Origin of the sequence: Faecalicatena orotica (genome assembly GCF_905197545.1) — a bacterium.
In the GTDB taxonomy this organism is placed as follows: Bacteria; Bacillota; Clostridia; order Lachnospirales; family Lachnospiraceae; genus Faecalicatena_A; species Faecalicatena_A orotica.
Map to the genome: position 1 here is coordinate 38,278 of NZ_CAJJZH010000007.1, position 22,535 is coordinate 60,812.

The 22,535-nt window shown below is 47.3% G+C and carries 19 protein-coding genes; 13 read left to right on the forward strand and 6 right to left on the reverse strand.

Going from position 1 to position 22,535, the window contains the following annotated elements; genetic code table 11:
- Nucleotides 1-2 precede the first annotated feature (2 nt).
- From ABIN22_RS15060 to ABIN22_RS15095, 8 genes are all read left to right on the forward strand, one after another.
- A complete protein-coding gene (locus ABIN22_RS15060) occupies nucleotides 3-1,541 on the forward strand; it encodes a xylulokinase (protein ID WP_346909691.1) in 1,539 nt (512 codons plus the stop codon).
- A gap of 27 nt (nucleotides 1,542-1,568) precedes the next feature.
- Nucleotides 1,569-2,534 carry a D-2-hydroxyacid dehydrogenase gene (locus ABIN22_RS15065; protein ID WP_346909693.1) on the forward strand — a complete coding sequence of 322 codons (966 nt, stop codon included), beginning with the start codon at nucleotides 1,569-1,571 and terminating at the stop codon, nucleotides 2,532-2,534.
- A 146-nt stretch (nucleotides 2,535-2,680) separates the two neighbouring features.
- A complete protein-coding gene (locus ABIN22_RS15070) occupies nucleotides 2,681-3,529 on the forward strand; it encodes a MurR/RpiR family transcriptional regulator (protein ID WP_346909695.1) in 849 nt (282 codons plus the stop codon).
- 396 nt (nucleotides 3,530-3,925) lie between these two features.
- Entirely contained in the window at nucleotides 3,926-4,774 is an 849-nt protein-coding gene (locus tag ABIN22_RS15075; protein WP_346909697.1) for a MurR/RpiR family transcriptional regulator, read from the forward strand.
- A gap of 60 nt (nucleotides 4,775-4,834) precedes the next feature.
- On the forward strand, nucleotides 4,835-5,785 hold the full coding sequence (locus ABIN22_RS15080) for a phosphotriesterase family protein (protein WP_346909699.1): 951 nt from the start codon (nucleotides 4,835-4,837) through the stop codon (nucleotides 5,783-5,785).
- Between the two features lie 121 nt (nucleotides 5,786-5,906).
- On the forward strand, nucleotides 5,907-7,040 hold the full coding sequence (locus ABIN22_RS15085; RefSeq protein WP_346909701.1) for a substrate-binding domain-containing protein: 1,134 nt from the start codon (nucleotides 5,907-5,909) through the stop codon (nucleotides 7,038-7,040).
- A gap of 98 nt (nucleotides 7,041-7,138) precedes the next feature.
- A complete protein-coding gene (locus ABIN22_RS15090; protein ID WP_346909703.1) occupies nucleotides 7,139-8,626 on the forward strand; it encodes a sugar ABC transporter ATP-binding protein in 1,488 nt (495 codons plus the stop codon).
- Nucleotides 8,627-8,630: 4 nt separating this feature from the next.
- Nucleotides 8,631-9,611: an ABC transporter permease gene (locus ABIN22_RS15095; protein WP_346909705.1), complete on the forward strand. Its 981-nt coding sequence runs from the start codon at nucleotides 8,631-8,633 to the stop codon at nucleotides 9,609-9,611.
- A gap of 112 nt (nucleotides 9,612-9,723) precedes the next feature.
- Here ABIN22_RS15095 and ABIN22_RS15100 read toward each other — a convergent pair whose 3' ends face one another.
- The 3 genes from ABIN22_RS15100 to ABIN22_RS15110 form a co-directional block, all read right to left on the reverse strand.
- On the reverse strand, nucleotides 9,724-9,876 hold the full coding sequence (locus ABIN22_RS15100; RefSeq protein ID WP_181368782.1) for a hypothetical protein: 153 nt from the start codon (nucleotides 9,874-9,876) through the stop codon (nucleotides 9,724-9,726).
- A 105-nt stretch (nucleotides 9,877-9,981) separates the two neighbouring features.
- Complete coding sequence (locus ABIN22_RS15105; protein ID WP_346909707.1) at nucleotides 9,982-10,713, reverse strand: response regulator; 732 nt, start codon at nucleotides 10,711-10,713, stop codon at nucleotides 9,982-9,984.
- Complete coding sequence (locus ABIN22_RS15110) at nucleotides 10,703-11,776, reverse strand: sensor histidine kinase (protein WP_118620403.1); 1,074 nt, start codon at nucleotides 11,774-11,776, stop codon at nucleotides 10,703-10,705. The genes ABIN22_RS15105 and ABIN22_RS15110 overlap by 11 nt, the downstream gene beginning before the upstream one ends.
- A 560-nt stretch (nucleotides 11,777-12,336) precedes the next feature.
- Between ABIN22_RS15110 and ABIN22_RS15115 the strand changes: the two genes are divergently transcribed.
- The 4 genes from ABIN22_RS15115 to ABIN22_RS15130 are packed head-to-tail and all read left to right on the forward strand — an operon-like array spanning nucleotide 12,337 to nucleotide 16,559.
- The gene (locus tag ABIN22_RS15115; protein ID WP_346909709.1) at nucleotides 12,337-13,053 is read left to right on the forward strand and encodes a LytR/AlgR family response regulator transcription factor; all 717 of its coding nucleotides are present in this window, start codon (nucleotides 12,337-12,339) and stop codon (nucleotides 13,051-13,053) included.
- Nucleotides 13,054-13,056: 3 nt separating this feature from the next.
- Nucleotides 13,057-13,794: an ATP-binding protein gene (locus ABIN22_RS15120; RefSeq protein WP_346909711.1), complete on the forward strand. Its 738-nt coding sequence runs from the start codon at nucleotides 13,057-13,059 to the stop codon at nucleotides 13,792-13,794.
- A gap of 43 nt (nucleotides 13,795-13,837) precedes the next feature.
- Complete coding sequence (locus ABIN22_RS15125; protein WP_346909713.1) at nucleotides 13,838-15,820, forward strand: FtsX-like permease family protein; 1,983 nt, start codon at nucleotides 13,838-13,840, stop codon at nucleotides 15,818-15,820.
- Nucleotides 15,807-16,559 (forward strand): ABC transporter ATP-binding protein, encoded by a 753-nt coding sequence (locus ABIN22_RS15130; protein WP_109732675.1) that lies wholly within the window; start codon nucleotides 15,807-15,809, stop codon nucleotides 16,557-16,559. Before ABIN22_RS15125 ends, ABIN22_RS15130 begins: the two co-directional genes overlap by 14 nt.
- A gap of 190 nt (nucleotides 16,560-16,749) precedes the next feature.
- Here ABIN22_RS15130 and ABIN22_RS15135 read toward each other — a convergent pair whose 3' ends face one another.
- The 3 genes from ABIN22_RS15135 to ABIN22_RS15145 form a co-directional block, all read right to left on the reverse strand.
- Entirely contained in the window at nucleotides 16,750-18,888 is a 2,139-nt protein-coding gene (locus tag ABIN22_RS15135; RefSeq protein WP_346909715.1) for an InlB B-repeat-containing protein, read from the reverse strand.
- A gap of 157 nt (nucleotides 18,889-19,045) precedes the next feature.
- Entirely contained in the window at nucleotides 19,046-19,741 is a 696-nt protein-coding gene (locus ABIN22_RS15140) for a response regulator transcription factor (protein WP_118620398.1), read from the reverse strand.
- Nucleotides 19,738-21,120 carry a sensor histidine kinase gene (locus ABIN22_RS15145; RefSeq protein WP_346909717.1) on the reverse strand — a complete coding sequence of 461 codons (1,383 nt, stop codon included), beginning with the start codon at nucleotides 21,118-21,120 and terminating at the stop codon, nucleotides 19,738-19,740. Before ABIN22_RS15145 ends, ABIN22_RS15140 begins: the two co-directional genes overlap by 4 nt.
- 291 nt (nucleotides 21,121-21,411) lie before the next feature.
- Here ABIN22_RS15145 and ABIN22_RS15150 point away from each other — a divergent pair, with 291 nt between their 5' ends.
- A complete protein-coding gene (locus ABIN22_RS15150) occupies nucleotides 21,412-22,500 on the forward strand; it encodes a M24 family metallopeptidase (RefSeq protein WP_109732671.1) in 1,089 nt (362 codons plus the stop codon).
- The last annotated feature ends 35 nt before the right edge of the window (nucleotides 22,501-22,535 follow it).

Genomic DNA, 22,535 nt, shown 5'->3' on the forward strand with positions numbered 1-22,535 from the left:
ACATGGGGAACAAATATTTATTAGGTGTTGATGTGGGTACGACCAGCATCAAGGTTGCAGTGATAGACGAGGATGCGCAGGTGCTTGGAATGAGCAGCAGTTCATACCGGTTAATAACTCCGAATCAGGATTATGCCCAGATTGATACGGAAGATATGTGGAGGGCGTTTCTGAAATGTGTGCGTCTGCTTCAGGACGGAAAAAGGATTGTGTTATCAAATGTGGCCGGTATCAGCATTTCCAGTCTTTGCCCGGGGCTTGCAGCACTGGGGGAAAAGGGGGAGGTTCTGGTAGACCCGATTATCTATTCTGACAGGCGCAGCACAAAAGAAGCTGAAATCATCAAAGAGGCGGCAGGAGAAGCCAGGTTGTTTGAGATTACGGCCAACACGGCGATGGCAGGGGCAATGTCGGGCACATCCATGCTCTGGATCAAAAGAAATCTGCCCGAAATCTATAAAAAGACAAAATACTTCGGTCATGTCAACACACTGATGGCACAGCGGATGTCAGGGGAGTTTGCAATTGATTACTCCAATGCATCCTATACCAATCTGTTTGAAACAACCGGTGGCTACAGGTGGTCTAAGTACCTGTGCCAGAAGGCCGGGATCGATATTGAAAAACTGCCCCCTCTGCATGCATCCACAGATGTTGTAGGGGGACTGGTCAATCAGGACTTAATAAATTTAGGAATCCCAGCACAGACACCGGTAATTATCGGTGGAGGCGATACCGCCTGTGCAACTCTGGCGGCCGGAGTTACCGGAGCCGGTGATGTTTGTGAATCTGTTGGGACTACGAATGTACTCACGATCTGCGTAGACCAGCCGAAGTTCGACAGGGGATTCATTAACCGCTGCCATGTAGTGGAAGGAAAATGGATTTATCAGGGTGCTTTATCCCATACGGGTTCGTCCTATCAGTGGTTCAGGGACAATTTCTGCCAGGACCTGGTGAATGAAGCAGACGGCAATACGAAAAATGCCTTCGAACTAATGAATGAAGAGGCAGAACTGGCTAACCCGGGCTGCGACGGCCTTGTATTCCTCCCCTATATGCTGGGGGAGAGAAGCCCGATATGGGACCCCTATGCCCGGGGTGTATTTTTCGGACTCAGTCTTAAGACAACACGCAGGGAAATGAACCGTGCGATTATGGAAGGGTGCGGCTACGGGCTTCGCCAGCTTTCAGAAATCGCGGAGCGCGTGACCGGACAAAAGATCAGGGAATTCACCTCGATCGGCGGCGGGGCAAAGAGTGAGACATGGGCCAGGATCAAAGCCGATATTACAGGAAAAGATATTAAGATTCTGGATATGAATGATATGGCTCCGGTTGGAGCTGCACTGCTTGCCGGTGTGGGCGCGGGAATATTTACGGATGTGTACGAGGCGGCAGGCAAGGTAGAGAAGAAAGTATATAAAGTCATTAAGAGCAGCAACGCTCATGAGGATGTCTACAATAAAAGATATAAAGTGTATACGGAATTATACCCGCAGATTAAAGAACTGTATAAAGTGGGAAGCAATTTACAATAATTCAGTGCTGCAGAGGAGGAAATTACATTGAAAATCGTTATTTTAGATGGATATACAGAAAATCCCGGTGACCTGAGCTGGGAAGGCTTTGAAAAATTAGGTGAGCTGGCCGTGTATGACAGAACATCCCTGACAGACATCGGGGAAGCGGTCGACAGGATTGGCGATGCGGATGCGGTACTGACGAATAAAACGCCGCTGCCAAAAAGCGTGATTGACAGATGTACGAACCTGAAATATATTGGTGTGCTTGCGACCGGATACAATGTAGTAGACATTCAGGCTGCAAAAGAAAAAGGGATTATTGTAAGTAATATCCCGACCTATGGTACGGCGGCGGTGGGCCAGTTTGCGATTGCACTGCTTCTGGAAATATGCCACCATATCGGGCATCATGACCAGGCGGTAAAAGAGGGGCGCTGGGAGAACAACCCGGACTGGTGTTTCTGGGACTATCCGCTGATTGAGCTTGCAGGAAAAACAATGGGTGTGATCGGGTTCGGCAGAATTGGACAAGAAACCGGAAAAATAGCAAAAGCGCTGGGGATGCAAGTGGTTGCGAATGATGAATACCCGAACGACACCGGACGTGAAATTGCAGAGTATGTTTCCCGGGATGAACTGTTTGAACGGGCGGACGTTATTGCGCTGCACTGTCCGTTATTCCCGTCTACGGAAGGTCTGGTGAATAAAGAGAGCATCGCCAGGATGAAGGACGGCGTGATCATTCTGAACAATTCCAGGGGTCCGCTGATCGTGGAACAGGATCTCGCAGATGCCTTGAACAGTGGAAAGGTATATGCCGCCGGTCTGGATGTTGTTTCCACGGAACCGGTGAAAGGGGACAATCCCCTGCTTACGGCCAAAAACTGTATCATTACCCCGCATATATCATGGGCGCCTAAGGAAAGCCGCCAGAGACTGATGGACATCGCGGTGGAGAACCTGAATATGTTTCTTAAAGGGGAACCTGTAAATGTGGTAAATAAATAGTCTTAGGACGGAAAGACTTGTTTTGATCGCTGTCCCCGACATTGTAAAGTGGTAATTCCTATGTTATGATAAAAAATAATAGTACATTTTAAATTGATTGTACAAAAGAAGGATTCTGTGCAAGTTCAGAAAACGGAGGGATTGCTTTGGAAGGTATCAGCTGCAAACAAAAAATCAGGGGGAAGATGAATCATCTTACCAATACAGAAACAAAGATTGGGAAATATGTGTTAGATAACTATGATTCTGTGCTTACCAGTAATATAACAGAACTGGCGGAGAAAGCAGGGGTCAGTGATGCATCTGTAGTGCGTTTCTGTAAAAGTCTCGGGTATAAGGGGTATCAGGATTTTAAGATCAATGCCGCCAGAGACATTCTTCCTAAGGAAAAGCATCTGAATCCGAGTCTGGAGCCTTCCGACGATATGGGAACCATCTGTAAAAAGATTTTCAGTACCGAGGTGGCGGTTCTGGACCGGACTCTGGCAGGGCTTGATCTGGATGCTGTGGAACGGGCGGCGCACATGATCCGGAATGCGGAGAAGATTGTTGTCTTCGGAAGCGGCGGGAGTCTTCTGGTAGGGAAGGATGCCCAGCATAAGTTTTTGAAAATCGGGATACAGGTGTATGTCTATGAGGATGTGGATATGCAGCTGATGGCCTCCTCACTTATGAAAGAGGGGGAAGTTGCCCTGTGTATTTCCCACTCAGGGTGTAATTCGAATGTCGTAAATTGCATGAAGAATGCGGCCGAGAACGGTGCGGGCAGGATTGCGCTCGTGAGCCAGGGGAAAACCCCGGTATCCAAGAATGCGGATGTCGTACTCTATACAGCGTCAGAAGAAACAATTTTTAAGTCAGAGTCAGTCAGCACGAGGATTGCACAGTTGGCGATTATGGACAGTCTGGTGGCTATCGCTGCGTTTCAGGATTATGAAGATTCCTATCAGGCAATTCAGCAGACTCGCAAGGCTACCTCCCAGAATAAATATTAGGATATAAAGTATATAGATATGTCTGGAATGCAGAAATATGAACAGGCTTCTCTCAGAAGGGAGTTTTAGAGAGGAAATAACTTTCCCTCCAAAGCTTCCTTTTTTCTTTCAAATTCATAAAAGAAATTTCATCTTACTACCAATTTTGAAAAATCAAAACATATATTCATGAAAAAAATATACAGAAAAATCAAATGATTTTGTAATATATTTTCCGAAAAACCAAAAAATACCAATAAAAAAGTGCATTTTCGTTGTCAATATGCACAAAAAATAAAAATTAATTTGAAAATTATTTACAAAAATAATTAAACTGGTTGAAAAATATTTTCAAACGTGCTATAGTCTTTGTAAACGAAAAACAAAGAAAAAGTAAGGAAAAAGAAAGGATATGGAATGCAGGGAGTTGGATGCAGGGAAAATATAACGACAAAATTAAAATTTTTAACTGCGACGGAGAAAAAGGCGGCAGACTACATACTTACCAATTATCAGAAGATTTTGAACTGTAACATCAGTGAGCTTGCGGAATGTGCCAATGTAAGTGATGCGACGATTGTACGTTTCTGCAAGAAGATGGGGTACAGAGGGTATCAGGATTTTAAGATTAATGCAGCGAAAGATATGCTCTCCAAGATACAACACCTGAACCCGCAGCTTTCAGAAGGGGATAATACAGAAACGATTTGTCAAAAGATTTTTCATTCCGAAATTAATGTTCTCAACAGGACGCAGGTTATGCTGGATATAGGTGATCTGGAGTTGGCAGCAGATAAAATCCTGAAGGCCGGGAAAGTGGTTTTTATGGGAACTGGGGGAAGTCTTCTGGTCGGGCGTGATATACAGCATAAGTTCCTGAAGGTGGGAGTCCAGATATACGTGTATGAAGACATTGATATGCAGCTCATGTCAGCATCATTGCTCAAGGAAAGCGATGTGGCATTTTTCATTTCACACTCAGGAACGAATAAAAACGTAGTGGACTGTATGAAAACCGCGAAGAGGAGCGGGGCATTTATTATTTCACTCGTCACAAAAGGAAAAACACCGGTTTCCAAGATGGCTGACGTGACTTTATATACAGACTCGGAGGAAAACATATTTAAATCCGAATCCATAAGCGCCCGTATTGCCCAGCTGTCAGTACTGGATGTCATCGTGTCGATGATCGCCCTTAAAAAATATGAGGACTCCTATCAGGCAATCCAGAAAACAAGAAAAGCAACATCTAACAACAAGTATTAACATTTTCAGTAACTGTTTACAGGCCTGCCTGCAAACGGCAGCTATTTAGGAGAGATGACTATGAAAGTAATAGAAACTGTGACCGGACAGGTAGACGAAAGACACATAGGACACTGCCAGCCGCATGAACACGTATATATCACACAGACGCCGGCGCTGCTTACGAACCCTGAACTGCGGCTGAATAATCTGGCAGCATCGATTGAGGAACTAAAGCTTTATAAGAAGGCAGGAGGGGACACTCTGGCAGACGCAAACCCGCTGGCCACGGGGAGGGATGCCCTTGCTTTGAAAACAGCCTCGGAAGTTTCAGGCGTACAGATCATCGCGTGTACAGGCTTTCATATTCCTGTTTTTTATACAAAAGACCACTGGATATGGAATACGCCGGGTGATGCGCTGGAAGAACTTTTTGTAAGGGAACTGACAGAAGGGATGTTTCTGGGAGGGTGTTATGGATGGCCACATTATCAGACGGACATCAAGGCTGGGTTTGTAAAGGCAATGCTCACAGAGGAAGGTGTAGGTGCAAGGACAGAAATCCTCCTGAGAGCGGCAGGCCGTGCGGCGGCAAGAACAGGGAGCCCGCTTATGCTTCACACGGAATATGGAAAAGGCGCAGTAGATGCGGTCCGGCTGCTGGGTGAGCAGGGGCTCGCACCGGAGAAGATTCTTATATGCCATGTGGACAGGCAGACAGAAGATTTAACGATACATGAGCAAATAGCACAGACCGGGGTGTTTATGGAATACGATACAATTACACTATTTGAATATCATGATAACGAATCGGAAATCAAAATGCTCCGGCACATGATTGACAGAGGGTTTCTGGACCAGATATTGATTTCAACGGATCCCACTGCCGACAGGCTGAAGGCCTACGGGGGAAAGGTCGGAATGGATTATATTCCGGGCACATTTATCCCCGTACTCAGAAAGAATAATTTTACAGAAAAAGAGATCCACCGGATCACAAGAGAGAATCCGGTCAGGGCCCTTGGAAGATAAATTGTGGTGTGGCAGGAGATACATAAATCAGAAGGCGCAGCAGATTTGCTTTGGTGTATTCCTGCAGTAAGGTATGGGTTAACTTAGTTTAACTAAATTTAAAATATACGGAGGAAGAGCTATGAAGAGAAAGGTTGCATTGTTATTATGTCTGGCACTGACAGGGACGTTTGTTTTTGCAGGATGCGGGAGCTCAAAAGGGGATTCGGACGGGGACGGGAGCGGCCCGGCCAAAGAATCAGAAGGAACGAAGTGGGCATCAACGGATGAGACGTTTAATCCGCTGGAAGAAGAGGATGCCATTACGTTTGAAGAACTGAGGGAAAAAGCAGGAGATATTGCAGCATCGGACAAAGAATTCAGTTTTGCAGGAAACGTAAAAGCTTTTGAGAACGTAGTGTGGCAGGAGATTGCCAACGGATATGAGGGATTTGCAAAAGATGCAGAGACCGCGGGAAGGAAACTTACTGTCGATACAACTTCTCCGATGGGAGAAAGCGATGAGGAAGGCCAGCTTTCCATCCTGAAGGACCAGGTAAGACAGGGTGTGAATGCGGTTCTTCTGTCACCTATTTCAGATGCGAACTGTCTGCCCGGTATCGAAGCTGCACATGATGCGGATATCCCGGTGTTTGCAGTAAATAATGAATTCAATGGCGCGGACATGTTTGTGGGGCCGAACTCTCTGGAACAGGGACAGATTGCAGCAGAGTGGGTGAACGAGAAGATAGGAAAAAAAGGAGAGGTTGCAATCGTTATGGGCATGGCGAAAACCGGCGTGACGAGAAACAGGACGGAAGGATTTGAGGGCTGGTTCAAGGAGAACAACTCTGATGTAGAAGTGGTTGCAAAACAGAATGCCGACTGGGACCGCTCCAAAGCCAAAGATGTTGCGGCTACATTTCTTAAGACTTATCCAGACTTAAAAGCCATTTTCTGTAACAATGATGTTATGGCACTGGGTGTTGTTGAAGCGGTAAAGGAAGCAAATCTGGAACTGAACAAAGATATCTATGTGATAGGCTGCGATGGACAGTCAGAGGCATATGATTCCATACGGGCCGGAGAAATGGCGGCGACAATCGACTCCTTCCCCTATTATGAAGGATATATGGCCGCTGAGGTATGTTACCGCTGGATGATCGGACAGGATGTGCCGCGTGTTGTATTTACTCCGAGTAAGATGCTGGATTCTGAGAATGTAGACAATACGGCCGAGGAGAATCTGGGATGGGAAAATCCGGTATTTGAATAAAGAAGGATGACCGCCTGCCGGTGCTGCCATGCCGGCAGGGTCACCTTTAGGCTGTACAGTTACTTTTATGGCAGCCGATAAGAAAGGGGCAGTGTTTTGTGAGTGAGACGATGATTCGTTTTGATAAGATACAGAAAAAGTTTCCCGGTGTATATGCTTTGAAAGGGGTGTCATTCCAGATAGAAAAAGGAGAGGTACATGCACTTCTCGGGGAAAACGGGGCAGGAAAATCCACACTGCTGAATATCCTCCACGGTGTCTTTACTGCTACAGACGGGGATGTTTATATAGAGGAAGAAAAAGTGAATTTTGAGAGTCCGGTAGAAGCACTAAAGTTCGGGATTGCAAAGGTGCATCAGGAGATACATATGGTAGAATGCCTGACCGTGGGACAGAATATTGCACTCGGTTTTGAAATCCAGAAGCATGGGATGCTGGACTATCAGGATATTTATAAGAGGACAGATGAGATACTTGAACAGCTTGGATGCAGGTTTAAAAGCAGGGACAGCATCAGCGGGCTGAGTGTCGGGGAACTGCAGATGATAGCGATCGCGAAGTCGCTGTATCACAATGCAAAGATTATATCATTTGATGAGCCGACAGCATCTCTTTCGAATGCAGAAACAGAAAAGTTATTTACAATTATAGAGGATTTAAAGAAAAAAGGGATTACGATCCTGTATATCAGCCATAAGCTGGATGAAATATTCCGTATAGCCGACCGGGCAACGATTCTGAGAGACGGGACTTACATAATGACGGCAAATGTCGCGGACATCACAAAAGAAGAACTGATAAAAAACATGGTCGGTCGTGATGTATCCAGCTATGCAGTGCGGCTGAAGCCGTCCTGTGTACAGGGAGAAGTAGTGCTGGATGTACGCAGACTCTGCGGAAACGGGTTCAGAGACATCAGCTTTGTGCTCCATAAAGGAGAAATACTGGGGGTTTCTGGTCTGGTAGGGGCAAAACGAACGGAAGTGATGAGGGCGATATTCGGAATCGATAAAAAACAGAGCGGTGAGGTTTGGGTACATGGCAAAGCCGTGGAAATAAAAACCCCGCAGGATGCACTTAAAAATGGAATTGGTCTGATATCAGAAAATAGAAAGAGTGAAGGTTTTGTGCCGGTTATGAGTAATGCTATGAATATGGGGCTGGCGGCGCTTCCCTCTTTTTATAAAGGAATCGGTTTAGATAAACAGTTGATTAATAAGAGCTTTGAAACCTATGGGAATAAGGTACAGCTAAATATTATGGACCCGGAGCATCTGACACAGAACCTGTCGGGTGGAAACCAGCAGAAAGTGATTTTGGCAAAATGGCTGGCAACCAGTGTAGATATCCTTATTTTCGACGAACCAACAAAAGGTGTGGACGTCGGTGCAAAGGCTGAGATATATGCTCTGATGGAGGAATTCGTGGCAGAAGGAAAATCAATTATTATGATTTCCTCGGAGCTTCCGGAGGTTATCGGGATGAGTGACAGAATTATTGTATTAAAGGAAGGACGCATGTCGGCCCTGATAAACAGGGAAGAGTTCAGTGAGACTGTATTGCTTGGACATGCGATAGGTGAGTAGAGATATGGAGAAGTTGAGAAAAGTCATAAAATCATACACGCGGGAATTATCGACTCTGCTGGCACTGCTGTTCATCATCGTGATATTTTCCGCGATAGCCCCAAGATATCTTGAGATCAGCAATCTGATGGATATTGTGGAACAGGGAACTGTAAATGGATTTCTTGCAATCGGCGTCACATGCGCCATTATCACCGGCGGCATTGACCTTTCGGTAGGCTCCGCTATGGCGGTGAGTATTGTGACATGCGGAAGGCTTGCGGTGGCAGGGGTATCACCTGTTATCGTTGTTGTGATCGGACTGGGGCTCGGTGCATTTATTGGAATGATCAACGGGCTGCTTGTCACAAAAATGAAGCTGCAGCCATTCATTGCCACGATGGGAACAAACAGTGTACTCAGAGGAATTGCCTACCTGATTACGGGAGGGTGGCCAGTTCTGAATATTCCGAAAGAATACCGTGAGATCTTCCAGTATTCTGTAGTGCCGAACCTGAGGATGTCTATGATCGTGCTGGTGATGATGGCGGTTGTATATTCCTTTGTCCTGAAGAAAAGAAAGACAGGCGTGTACATATATGCAATAGGATCTAATGAAGAGGCAACGAAGCTTTCGGGTGTAAATACGGACAAGTTTAAAATCATGGCATACATGCTCTGCAGTATGGGCGCGGCAATGGCTGGTATGGTGACACTCGCCCGTCTGGGAACCGGCGAACCGACAGGGGGCGAAGGATATGAACTGAATGCCATTGCGGCAGCTGCAATCGGCGGAGCCAGCCTGGCGGGCGGCAAGGGAAGTATCCTGGGAACTGTTTTGGGGGCAATGATTCTGTCCGCACTAAAAATCGGGCTGGTCGTAGTCGGCATGGATACATTCTATCAGTACATTGCAACAGGACTGATTATCATTGTTGCCGTATATCTCGAAGTTGTACAGCAGAAGGTCTCCGGGATCTTTACAAAGAAAAAGAGAACAGCATAACCGGGATGTGGCCAAAAAGAAAGTGTTTTCCTGTAAACATGACGCATAAAGAGAGCCGGGATCAATTGCGTTTCCGGCTCTCTTCGGGAATATGAGAAATAGTGAGGCAGTTTTAGTCAGTTAAGGCATAACCATAACGGATTTTACGGTATATCTTCCAGAGGATGACGGCCGGAAAACTAACGGCCAGATATAAGGTAGAAAGTATACCGGCTGAACCGCCGATAACCATGAGTAAAATCATTACAATATTTCCTGTGTCCATGTGTGTACGCTCCTTTATTGGTTCCCTTAATTGCTATGAACTCATTTTAGAACATAAACATCAGACAGGAAAGGTTTTTGCAGGAACCTTAGCGCCTTCTTAACATCAGTCTTGTGCAGGATCGGCTGTATCAAATTCATCTTCCTTCATGCGATAACCGACTCCGACCTCTGTGAAAATATACTGGGGCTGTGCGGGATCGGATTCCAGTTTTCTGCGTATATTAGCCATATTCACCCTCAGGATTTTGTTGTCATCATCAGCATAAGGACCCCAGACATTTGAAAGAATGGAGGCATAAGTCATGACCTTTCCCGAATTCTGGGCGAGAAATGCGACAATCTTGTATTCAATCGGTGTGAGGTGAATCTCTCTGCCGTCTATTGTCAGAAGCCGTTTGGAAAAGTCCAGACACAATCCCCCGCTCTGGTAGGGGCGTATATAAAGCGTACTGTCTGTGATCAGGCGGTTGCTGTGGCGCAGCGAGGCACGGATTCTGGCGAGCAGTTCTGATGTGCCGAATGGTTTGGTAATATAATCATCAGCGCCCAGGTCAAGTGCAGAGACCTTCTCCTTTTCTGCGGAGCGTGCGGATATAACAATGATAGGGGTACTTGTCCATGTACGTACTTCGCGGATGATCGAAATGCCGTCCATATCCGGGAGCCCGAGATCAAGCAGAATGACATCCGGGCATTGGGAATGGATCAGGTTCAGGCCTTCCGAGCCGTTGTCAGCACAGAGAACTCTGTATTCATGCTTCTTCAAAACTTTGCCAACGAAAGCCAGAATATTTTTTTCATCTTCTATTATCAACACGGTAAATTTATGCGTCATCTTCTGTCTCCTTTTCCTTTGGTAAAATAAATGTAAATTCGGCCCCTTTTTCATGATTGGAGGCGCAGATGGTGCCGTCATGCGCGGTTATAATCGTTTTGCAGATAGAAAGGCCTATCCCGATTCCCCGGTAGCTGTCTGTGTTATCGCTATGGTATTTCCCTTCAAAAATATAAGGAATCTGGGCTTCATCCAGCCCGATCCCGTAATCCCGTATATGGAAAGCAACCTGGTCCTCCTGATTCTCAATAACCAGATTAACAGGGGCATTGCTCCCCGAATGAAGAAAAGCATTCTCAAGCAGATTGATCATGACCTGTTCGATCAAAGTGGCATCCATTGGTATCATTAAAAAGTCTTCCGGCATGTCGACGTTAACCACCAGATCCGGATGGCGCTTCCTGACACGGTTGATAGCCTCCCCGACTACTTCTTCAACGACTTCCAGCGACTTCCTGACCTTGCCGGAATCATTCTGTATCCTCGTGACAGTCAGCAGGTTCTCAACCATATTCAAAAGCCAGTGCGCATCCTCGTTAATATTGGACACCAGCTCGAGCCGGTCTTCCTCTGTCAGCTCTTCATAATCCTCCATAAAAGATGCAGATGATCCAATGATACTTGTAAGGGGCGTGCGCAGATCATGGGAAATAGCTCTGAGCAGATTCGCCCGGATCCGTTCCTTATCCGCCTCCGCCAGCTTCTTATCCCGTTCTTCCAGAATCGCCTTCTGCTTCTTCATGCGTGTCGTAGTAGTACTCGTAATCAGGCTGATTGCAAGCATACCCACAAAAGTAACCGGATATCCGTCCAGCGAAAAATCCATTTTAAAAAACGGATAAGTAAAAAACACATTAACCGCCGCAACACAGAACAGCGATGCAAAAATACCGAAGAGATACCCCTGCGTATTCAAGGCAGTAAGAATCAGGGCGAGTATGTAGATCAGGGCAATATTAGCAGAGTTCCCGCGCCCGAAATGGAAAAATAAAAAAGAAAGAGCGGTAGCTATAATCAGGCACAGCAGAGTGACTCCCAGATTTCTAAAAAATAATTTCTTCAATAGTATTCACCTCAAACTTAATACAATAAGCATAACACAAAAAAAGAAAAAATCCACTGAAAAAGAAAGGGGGGGGACGCTAATGCGAAGGGGAGTCCGGCGGCCTGCGGGGCAGGGGGGCTGGTTCAAGTCCGGGCGTTTCGCTTAGAAGCTGTAGGAGAAAACGGAAGAGGAAGGGAGGGACATGCCGCATTCGGCCCAAAAACTGATGTTTTTGCACCTCAGGCGGCAACAGAATTTGTTTCGGAAACAAATTCTGCCCTCCCTTCCTCTTCCGTTTTCTCCAACATCTTCTACAGCTTACTTAACGGACTTGAACCAGCTCCCCTGCCCCGCAGGCCGCCGGACTCCCCTTCACATTAGCTGGTTCATCAGGACGGCAGGAAAGATCCCCGCCCAAAGCAAGCGTCCCCATTCGTTTCCGAGGCTAAAGCTCGTCCACTACTATTTCTACTTGTAATAAATGGGCTATGTTTTTGTAAAAAGTGTAATCTGAGGGTGCCCTGCTTGTATGGTATAATCAAAATATAACATTTATTTGTCAGGGATGGGGGATGGACATGTATCGTATAGCTGTATGCGATGATGAAGTGATTACATGTGAAGAGATTGAAACGTATCTGGTGCGGTTCGGGGAATCGGCGGATGTGGACATAGCTGTGGAGCGCTTTTATCTGGGGATGGATTTTGTGGGCAGGCTGGGGGAGGTAATGTTTGACATGATATTTCTGGATATAGAGCTGCCTGACCTGAATGGGGTTGAGATTGGCCGGCATATCAGGAGTGTTTGTCAGGACCAGAAGACGCAGATTGTGTATATTTCTTCTAAGACATACTATGCCCTTGAACTTTTTCAGATGCGTCCGCTGGACTTTCTGGTGAAGCCGGCCGGATATGAGAGTGTAGAAAAGGTGATGAAGGTTTTTCTTGAACTCTCAAGTATCGGGCGTGAGGTTTTTGAATACCAGTCAGGACAGAATTTTTACCGGGTTCCTTATGAGGAGATTTTGTATTTTTCCAGTGAGGGGCGTCAGGTGAAGCTGCAGTCAGTGGGGGAGGAGAAGTATCCGATGTTTTATGGGAAGCTGGACCAGGTTTTGAAGCAGTTAAGCAGAGGGTTTTTAATGATACACAAATCCTTCGTGGTAAATATAAGGTATATCAGGCAGTATAACTATGAATCTATTGTTATGACCAATGGAGATGAACTGAGCATCAGCCGGCCTCACAGGAAAGAGGTGCGGGACCGGATGATGCAGTTATGGAGGAAGCTGTAGCAGATGAGCGGCAGATTTGTAATCATTTTGGCAGTGTTTCTGGTGTTTTTTCTAATTTCTTGTTCGGCAGTACTGGTTATATACATACGATGGAGCAGAAAAAGCCGCAGGGAGAAGAGTCTGGAAAAACAGATAGAGGCATATGATAACCAGCTTCAGATTATGGCGGATGCACAGAGCCAGATGAGGGTGTTCCGGCATGATATCCGCCATCACCTGATTGTGCTGGGAGGTCTTGCAAGAGACAGTCAGGATATGCCTGTACTCCGCTATATTGAGGAGATTGAAGGATATCTGGAGCAGACGAAGGAGTATGTTTTCACTGGAAAAAAAGAAATAGACAGTATTCTGAATTACGTGATTAAGCAGGCAAAGGAAAACGGAATTGAGATTATATGGAAAGTAGAAGTGCCCAGGGAGATTTCGGTAAAAGCCTTTGACCTCACTGCAATTCTTGGGAATCTTCTGGAGAATGCAGTTCAGGGGGCGGTGAAAACTCAGGAAAAATGGATGAATATTTTTCTGCGGGCGGATGAAAGCATTCTGTATATCAGGATTGAGAACAGCTGCAAGGAACCGGTTGTAAAGAAGAATGGAAGATTTTTAAGCACCAAGAAGGACAGGGAGAAGCACGGCATTGGCCTGTACAGTGTACAGAGGATGGTGGATAAAAATAACGGTACATTAAAACTGGACAGCGGAAGAGGGCGGTTTGCCGCGGAAGTGCTTTTGTATTTATAGGCAGAATGTTTTTGGGTGTTGTTTCTGAACGGGGAGGAGAGAAATGCTTTTTAAAATTATTATCAAGAATTTTAAGTACAATTTGAAAAACTACGTGCTGTTTTTCGCCGGTGAGCTGATGGCAATTGCCATGCTTTTTACATTCCTGTCTTTGAAGGATTCGCTTTCCAGAGGGATTTTCGACAGCGTAATCCGGTATGTCGTGGACAGTGAATTTAAAATTGCGGCGGCCATCATCATTGTAATTAGTATTTTTATCATGGTTTTTTCCATGAAATATTATATGAAGGTGAGGGTGCGGGATTATGGGATGTTCCTGACTCTCGGAATGAAAAGAAAAATGGTTTTTCTGATGCTTCTGACGGAATCCGGGGCGGGGGTCTTTATGTCACTTGTAGTTGGGCTGGTTTTCGGGAACGGCCTTCTGTATGGATGCCAGAAGGTACTGGGGAAAATAGACAGTACCTACCATATACATATGAATGTACCATTTGCAATATATCGGAATACAGTGCTTTTAAGTCTTGTGATTATGGCGGCAGCACTTTTTTCTATTATGGTTATGATTGGGGAAAAAAATGTATCGGATCTTGCCGAGGATAAGCAGAAAGAGGAAATCCGCCCGAAAGGGAAATGGCTCATTCTTACAGCTGTCGGCATTATTCTTTGTATTGCAGGAATATATGTCTACAAGAAAGACAATGGTGTGGGGCCCTATCGTGCGATTATCATTTGGGCCATTTCAATCTTCTTCCTCTTGTATTTCGGGGTAGGACTGTTTCTGGAATTTCTGAAAAAGCGTCAGCGCTTTTATTTTCGGAATCTGCTGCATTTAAGCCAGCTGTACCACCAGTACAGCTCAAATTATCTGATCATGTATGGTCTAGCGCTCATTCATTTTATGGCGATCGGCTATCTCGCGGGGCAGATTGCTGAGTCTCTCCCGCTGACACCGGACGCACAGGGGTACCCATATGATGCCGTCTGGTGTGCGGCGGAAAAAGACGGGGGGTACATCAAAGATTTTGAAGAAAAATACAATGTCAAAGCCGAACAGTATCCGATGTTTATGGTTACTGGTAGAAATACGGTGCAGCAGATCGGAATCTCTGAGAGCACGTATGAAGCGATTACTGGCCATGAGATATCACTGAAAGGTGATGAGATCTTATATGCGGATCAATATATAAAATATCTGGACAGGGAATCAAAGAAAGGTATCCTTTCGATGACAGACATTATCCATATCGGAAGGTATCATGAAGAGTTCGGGACTTATGCCATGAGCGGGGACCAGTACAATAAAGAAGAGTATCGTAAGACGAATATAAAAGAACTGGTTGTGCAGCCGGCAGTTGGAAAATATAGTATGGATGGCTGGCATTCCAATGTACTTGTATTTTCGGATGATTATTTTGAAAAAGAGTGGAAACAGATAAGGCAGGCCAGGGATGAGCAGAACCTCCTTGTGCTGATGCATATTCCGGAAGCGGTGCGGGAAAGTGCAGCGGAAGACTTAATGGAATATGAAAATAGGGAAGGAATAAAGAATGATGTGTACACGATTGAGGTGGATAACCTGACGGTCACGGATCACTTTCTGGAAGGTCTGAAAATGCAGAATACTTTTAACTTTGCAAGCCGTATCATTATCATACTTGCCCTTATAATCAGCTGTCTGTTCCTGATTGGGCTGAAAGGATTTTCCACAATGGAATTCTACAGGCGGCAGGATGCGTTCTTCTATTGTATGGGGATGAAACGGGGACGCAGAAGGAAGACGGTAAAAAAGGAAATCTACAGCAGTATAAAGATACCTCTGCTTTTCGGCGGGGGGATGGGGCTTGTATACCTCGGATGCTACGGCTGGATCTTCGAACCCGCCAAATACGGCGACTATACATACTGGAAGACATGGGCATTTGTATTTGCCATATATATTATAGTTATCGTGACTGGCGCCTTACTGCTGTCGCATTATCTTGTAAGGAAAATGGAGGAGGAAACAAAGCATGAACGCTATTGAAGTAAAAGATCTGGTCCGCAACTATCGAAAGTCGATGCTGAAAAATTCAGACGAGGACGTAAAAGTATTGAAAAACCTAAATTTCGGGGTGGAGGAACACGACTTTGTCGGCATCATGGGAAAATCAGGCTGTGGAAAAACTACGCTGCTAAAGGTCCTTGGACTGATCGATAAGCCGACGTCTGGAAAAGTATACTTTAAAGGAAAAGATACAGAAGAACTCTTCGGGGATGAACTGGCAGAAATCAGACAAAAAGAACTCGGCTTCATTTTTCAGGATTTTTACCTGATGGACAGCCTGTCTGTAGAAGAAAACATCATGCTTCCCATGATACTCGGGAAAGAAAAGCCCGAAAAAATGAAAAAAGCGGCAAGGGCATACGCTGCAAAATTCGGAATAGAGCATCTTATGAAAAAGAACCCTTATGAACTGTCGGGCGGAGAAAAACAAAGAACCGCAATCTGCCGAGCCCTCGTAAATGACCCCGATCTCATCCTGGCCGACGAGCCCACAGGCAATCTGGATTCCAAATCCGGCAGCATAGTCATAAACGCTCTCGAAACAATCAACAGAGACTTCCAGAAAACAATCGTCATGGTAACCCACGACCCCCAGCTGGCAAGCCACTGCAAAAAAATCATCTTCCTAAAAGACGGAATCATACTGGATACCGTGTGCGCAGGAGAAAACAGAGAAAAATTCTACAAAGAAATAATTAACCGTATGGGGGAGCTTTAAGAATTTTTTGATATCGCGCAGAGAAGAAATGTTATTATTATTGGTAAGAATAGTTAGTTGCATAATTAATTATACCAAAAAAACGCTGAAGTCTTACGACCTCAGCGTTCTTTCTGTTTGGGGAGTTTTTTTACAGCTCCTTTTTTCTGTCTGGTCAAGCTAACCGGGCATTCCGAAAACTGCCGGATCGTCAATGACGTTTTCCACAGCGGTGCTTCCGGAAGACCAGCAGTACAGTGCAGCCTGCAAGGGCCGTAAACAGCAGCGCCAGCCAAACTGTTATGTTTGTATGATCTCCCGTCTGCGGTGTGGTGGAATTCCGGAACACCGCCCTGACCACTGCATCACTTTCACTCATGGTGAAGACTGTCTGTCTGCTGTCCGCCTTCTCCAGCGCGCCTGTTCCGGATTTGATCTCCCATCTCACAAATACCTTTCCCTTCGGCACGGTTGCCTGAATGGTTACCTTTCGGCCGGCCTCGTACCTGCCGCCGCCCGTTCCATTTTCTACAGTCAGTTTATAATCCGCCTTCGGGACATCAGCCATCTCCCATTTTGCTTTCAGCAGTACATTTTTTTCCGGCATCCGGAAGGCAGACAGATCCACCTTTTTATCCGCATCGTCATACCAGCCCAAGAAGGTATACCCATTTTTTACCGGGTCAGCCACTGCTGCGGGTGCCGCGCCGCTTTCCAGAGTCTGCACTGCGGGAACCGGACTGCCGCCGTCTGCATCGAAGCTTAGGCTATAGGTATCTGGAAGTACAGGAGCGCTGACCGTCAGTGTAAAGATATGGGACGCATCCGGTTCTACTCCGTTGCTTGCCACTAGAGTGACCGGATAGGTTCCTGCGTCCAGTCCGGCGGCTATATTCAGTTTTTTCGCCCCATCGTCCCAGGTGATGGAGTCACTGCCGGATGTCTTTTTGACCACAGGTGCCGGAGCTCCGGTGACAGTGAACTCTTCCGAGACTGAAGCCGCATAGCCATATTCCAGAGACATGGTATCCGGACCGGTAAGGGAAGGGGCTTCTTTCGCTTTCAGCACATAGCCCTCAACGTTCGGTACCACGACAAAGGCGCCGGACAGATAAGTGAAGTAAGCCGCCTCTGCTTCGGAGGCTGTACCGGCCTTGGTGGCGACAAAACTATTCTCAGCCGCGCCATCCATCTCCTCGATAAAGACCCAGCTGTCTCCCTTCAATCCATCCTGGCCTACCCGGAAAAGTCCGCCGTCAAGAAAGGCTCCCTTCTTACCGGCGCCGATCTGGACCTCCCCAGAGAGATTGATATCCGTATCCGCATAAACCTCAGTGCCCCTCTTAGCCGGGTCGCTGAGTGTATTGCCGGCGACAGTGCCGCCCTGCATATCAAATTCACCCGTGAAGTTTGTCGCTAAGGCAGTGACCGCCACCCCGCCTCCGCCAGCGCTGGATACGTTGCCGGTAATACTGCCGCCTTCCATAGTGAAGACAGCAGAATGGGTCACAAACACTCCGCCGCCCCAGCCGTCGGTGTTCGTCGCTTTGTTGTCCGTGATCATGCCTGCCACCATCGTAAAGCCGCTGTTGTTTACATACACCCCGCCGCCGCTGGTCTTGGAGGTGTTATTCGAGATCGTTCCTCCCGACATCGTAAACGAGCTCACGTTGCTTACAGCAACTCCGCCGCCGTAGCTCATCGAATTTCCGTTCATAGTATTCCTGGTAATGCTGCCGCCGTTCATCGTGAAGCGGCTTCCGGTGGTCACTGCCACCCCGCCGCTGCCGGCCAGAGAGGTGTTCCCGGTGACGCTGCTGCTGTCCTCCATCGTGATGGAGGCCCCATATACGTACACCCCGCCGCCGGCCGGGCTGGCATTGTTATTTTGCAGTACGGCTCCCGCCTTCAATGTCAGATTGGCTCCATTGTTCACCAGAACCAGCTGGCTGCATTCGCTTACCGTACCTCCATTGCCGTCCAACACGATATTGGATAACGACAGGTCAACCTTTGAGGTTTTAACCGCAAAGAAATTTCCTTTGAAGCCGTCACCGCGGGTGATGGTAAAAGGGCCTCCCTCTGAGCATATGGCTACTGTTCTTCCAACAGTGATTACACTATCAGCAGTGAGCTCGCTGTCCACACGTATTTCCGCTGCTCCGTCCACCTTTTCCACTTCACTTTTTAGTTCATCCCAGGTTCCGACTATCACCGAATTCCCTCCGCTGCCAAGCGGTGTTGTGTCCACCGTTTCCTCTGCAAATGCCGTGACCGTGAATGCACTGATCACCAGGCACAGAGTTAAGGGTAGAACCAGCCATCGGCTACGTTTTCTGTCTCTTATCATATTCATTCCTCCCGCTTTCACTATTCGAACCGCGCTCAGCGTCAATACGTATGCCGGATTTGCCGGCGGCGCATATTACGCAGTTTAATGGATCTAAGCGAATAATACTATATTTTCCTGACCGTTTCCATGATAAGTACAGAAGGTTACCAATTCGTTACCTATTGCAATTCCTATTCTCCCGCTCGAAGCAGTACCCTGTCCCCCGGCCCGATGAGATGGTATAGCCGCTCCCCGAGAGCTTCCTGCGCAGACGGGACACCGCAGTCTTCGCCGCATTCGTGTTTCCCAGCGCGGGCAGCTTCCAGACTGCCTCAAAAAGCTGCTCCGCGGGAACGCCTTCCCCCTCGTGCCGGATCAAATAGAGCAGCACCGCATACTCACGGGGTTGCAATAGAATATCCTCTCCATGGAGAAAAGCTCTTTGAGCCACCGTATCCAAGACCAGCGGGCCGCGGGTCAGCCGGATGTTTCCCTGTGCCGTCTCCCGCCTGTGCAGCAGAGCGACCATCCGCGCCAGCAATTCCTCAACGCGGTAGGGTTTGGTCATGTAATCATCCGCCCCTCCGGTCAGGCCCTGCACCATATCCCCATATCCCCGCCTGCTGGTCAGCATCAGCACCGGCGCAGCAGTGGACTTCTTCAATTCCGGGATAAAATCCAGCCCACTGCCGTCCGGCAGCAGAATATCCAGCACAACGATATCGATGACCGGATGCCCCGCCAATATCTGCCGCGCAGCGTCAAGACTTGGTGCTGTCAGCACCATACAGCCCTCCCGTTCCAACACCAGACGGTTGAGCTCCTGCACGTGCTCGTTGTCTTCCACCATCAGCACTACTTTCCCCTTCATTCTGCCACCTCTTCCTCCAGAGCCGGAATCGTAAAGCACACTTTGGTTCCTTCCCCAACCCTGCTTTCCACTAAGATTTTACCGCCATGGGCGCAGACGATCTGTCCGCAAATATAAAGCCCCAAACCGTTTCCGCCGGCCGCCCGGTTTCTCGGATACCGCTGAAACAGATTGGAAAGGAGCTCGGGCGCAATTCCTTCGCCGGTGTCCTGCACCGCCACTGCGATCCCGTCCTCCTCCGAACGTGCCGACAGAGTGACGATCCCGCTCACGGTGTGCTTCACAGAGTTGGAAACCAGGTTCAGCAGCACTTGCAGCAGCCGCTCCCGGTCACCATATATCGCGGGCAGAGCGGGAGGTGCGTCAATCGTTACCTGATTTCCATGATTGTCCATCAGCGGAAAATGAACGTGGGCCACGGTTTCCATCAGATCCACCAAATCCATCTCCCGCCGGTTCAGAATAAAGCTGCCGCTCTCGATGGCAGCGGCATCCAGCAGCTGCACCACCAGCCGCTCCATCCTCCCGGCTTCGCTGTCCACCCGTCGCATGTTGTCCCGTACCGCAGCGCGGTCGATCTCGGCATCGTCCATCATACGGCCGGTCAGCTGTGCAAAGCCCGACACCACCGTAATGGGCATCTGGAGCTCGTGGGAAAGGTTGTGAAGGAACTCCTCCTTCATGTCCGCCAGGCTCTGCACACGAATCAAGGCCTCCTCCCTGACCGCCTGCTCTCTGGCATGCCTCAGGCAGATCACCAGAATGACGCAGAATGCGGCGCAGCAGATCCCCAACAGCGTGCGTGTCAGCACATAGCTTACCTGCCGGGCATTCAGCATCCCCGGCGTGGCCACGGCAATCAACAGGTAGAACAGCAGCATCGGCACCCAGGCGATCTTCCAGACCTTCGTGTCGTCCACATCCATCACGGGCTCCAGCTCTTTGCGCAGAAAATGGAAGATCAGGGGGTAGGTTAAGGGATAAAAAAGCAGCGTGGCAAGATTTGCCGTCATCAATCCGCCTCCCAGCCGCTCCATCAGAAACTGGGAAATGCCAATGCTCACGGTCATCAGGTTGTAAGACATCAGGTACACAAAGAAATGCTTGACAAACCGGTCTTTGATGATTATGCAGGAAAGAGGAAAAAAAATCAGGATGGCAATGCTGCAATAGAGGTTCATAGAGTAGTCCGGCGAATAGCCGAATAAGACCAGACTCAGCGCAATTCCGCCCCAGACGGAGGCGACGATGGCCGCCAGCGCCCACAGGGGGATTCTCAGTTTTTTACGAAATGGATAGTAGCGCAGAAACATCGGGCCAACAAATTGCAGCACACACCAGAGCCATTCCTGCCACATTCCTACGCTTCCCTCACTCATACCGTCCCATCCCTCCATTGTGCATTTTCTTTTCCTTCATTATAGACTGCGAGCCGTTCAAAAACAACACACTTTTTTCTTTTCCTTTTATATGGACGCGGTATGACAGCTAAAGATATCATCCCGCTCTTTTGTAGCCCCGAGTTTTTCCAGATCGCGTTCCCATCCTCCCTTAAATTTCATAATATTCCCCCCGAAACCTCATTGACATACCGCACAATTAGCTATACAATTATAACGGTATGTTTATTAAAGTTGCATATAATATGCAAGTAAAAGGAGGAGTTTACAATGGACACAGGTAAGTTAAACAGAATACTGGACGCAATGAAGGAAAAGGATATGCCGCAGATGATTATTGCGGATCCGCTTACTATTTTCTGGCTGACAGGAAAGATGATTGTTCCGGGGGAAAGATTATTGGCACTGTACCTGAATGTGAACGGCAATCATAAGATGATGATCAACGAGCTGTTCCCACAGGAAAAAGATCTTGGGGTTGAGATTGTATGGTACAATGACGTGCAGGATGGTGTTGAGATTCTGTCACAGTTTGTAGAAAAAGATAAACCAATCGGAATCGATAAAATCTGGCCGGCAAGATTCCTGCTCAGATTACAGGAATTGGGAGCTGGAAGCAAGTTCATGAACGGTTCTATGATTGTTGACTACATTAGAATGATCAAGGACGAAAAAGAGCAGGAGTTAATGCGTGAGTCTTCAAGACTGAATGATATCGTAATGGACAAGCTGATTCCGTGGGTAGGAAAAGGATTGACAGAGAGACAGCTGAACGAAAAGGTTCGCGAGATCTACAAAGAAGTTGGATGCGAAGATGTTTCTTTCGACCCGATTACAGCTTATGCAAAGGGTGCAGCTGACCCTCACCATGTAACAGATGATTCAAAAGGAAAGCGCGGAGACTGTGTAATCCTTGATATCGGTGGATTTAAGAATGCATATGCATCAGATATGACAAGAACAGTATTCCTTGGCGAAGTATCTGACAGGGCAAAAGAGATCTACGATATCGTAGTAGAAGCTAACATGAGAGGTATCGCAGCTGCTAAACCTGGCAACAGAATGTGCGATGTTGATGCTGCATGCCGTGACTACATAACAGAAAAAGGTTTTGGACCTTACTTCACACACAGAACAGGACATTCAATCGGACTGGAAGACCATGAGTTCGGCGATGTTTCTTCTGTAAATGAAGACATCATCAAACCGGGACAGTGTTTCTCTGTAGAGCCGGGAATCTACCTTCCGGACGAAGGAATTGGTGTTCGTATTGAAGACCTTGTAATCATCACAGAAGATGGATGCGAGGTTCTGAATGATTATACAAAAGATCTGATCATCGTTCCTTTCGAGGACTAATCAGGGGAAATACTGACAGGTGCTTTTACGAGAAC

Coding starts and splice junctions, on each gene's coding strand:
- ABIN22_RS15060 (WP_346909691.1), top strand. CDS start 3: ATGGGGAACAAATATTTATTAGGTGTTGATGTGGGTACGACCAGCATC.
- ABIN22_RS15075 (WP_346909697.1), top strand. CDS start 3,926: ATGCAGGGAGTTGGATGCAGGGAAAATATAACGACAAAATTAAAATTT.
- ABIN22_RS15080 (WP_346909699.1), top strand. CDS start 4,835: ATGAAAGTAATAGAAACTGTGACCGGACAGGTAGACGAAAGACACATA.
- ABIN22_RS15085 (WP_346909701.1), top strand. CDS start 5,907: ATGAAGAGAAAGGTTGCATTGTTATTATGTCTGGCACTGACAGGGACG.
- ABIN22_RS15095 (WP_346909705.1), top strand. CDS start 8,631: ATGGAGAAGTTGAGAAAAGTCATAAAATCATACACGCGGGAATTATCG.
- ABIN22_RS15100 (WP_181368782.1), bottom strand. CDS start 9,876: ATGGACACAGGAAATATTGTAATGATTTTACTCATGGTTATCGGCGGT.
- ABIN22_RS15105 (WP_346909707.1), bottom strand. CDS start 10,713: ATGACGCATAAATTTACCGTGTTGATAATAGAAGATGAAAAAAATATT.
- ABIN22_RS15115 (WP_346909709.1), top strand. CDS start 12,337: ATGTATCGTATAGCTGTATGCGATGATGAAGTGATTACATGTGAAGAG.
- ABIN22_RS15120 (WP_346909711.1), top strand. CDS start 13,057: ATGAGCGGCAGATTTGTAATCATTTTGGCAGTGTTTCTGGTGTTTTTT.
- ABIN22_RS15125 (WP_346909713.1), top strand. CDS start 13,838: ATGCTTTTTAAAATTATTATCAAGAATTTTAAGTACAATTTGAAAAAC.
- ABIN22_RS15130 (WP_109732675.1), top strand. CDS start 15,807: ATGAACGCTATTGAAGTAAAAGATCTGGTCCGCAACTATCGAAAGTCG.
- ABIN22_RS15135 (WP_346909715.1), bottom strand. CDS start 18,888: ATGATAAGAGACAGAAAACGTAGCCGATGGCTGGTTCTACCCTTAACT.
- ABIN22_RS15140 (WP_118620398.1), bottom strand. CDS start 19,741: ATGAAGGGGAAAGTAGTGCTGATGGTGGAAGACAACGAGCACGTGCAG.
- ABIN22_RS15145 (WP_346909717.1), bottom strand. CDS start 21,120: ATGAGTGAGGGAAGCGTAGGAATGTGGCAGGAATGGCTCTGGTGTGTG.
- ABIN22_RS15150 (WP_109732671.1), top strand. CDS start 21,412: ATGGACACAGGTAAGTTAAACAGAATACTGGACGCAATGAAGGAAAAG.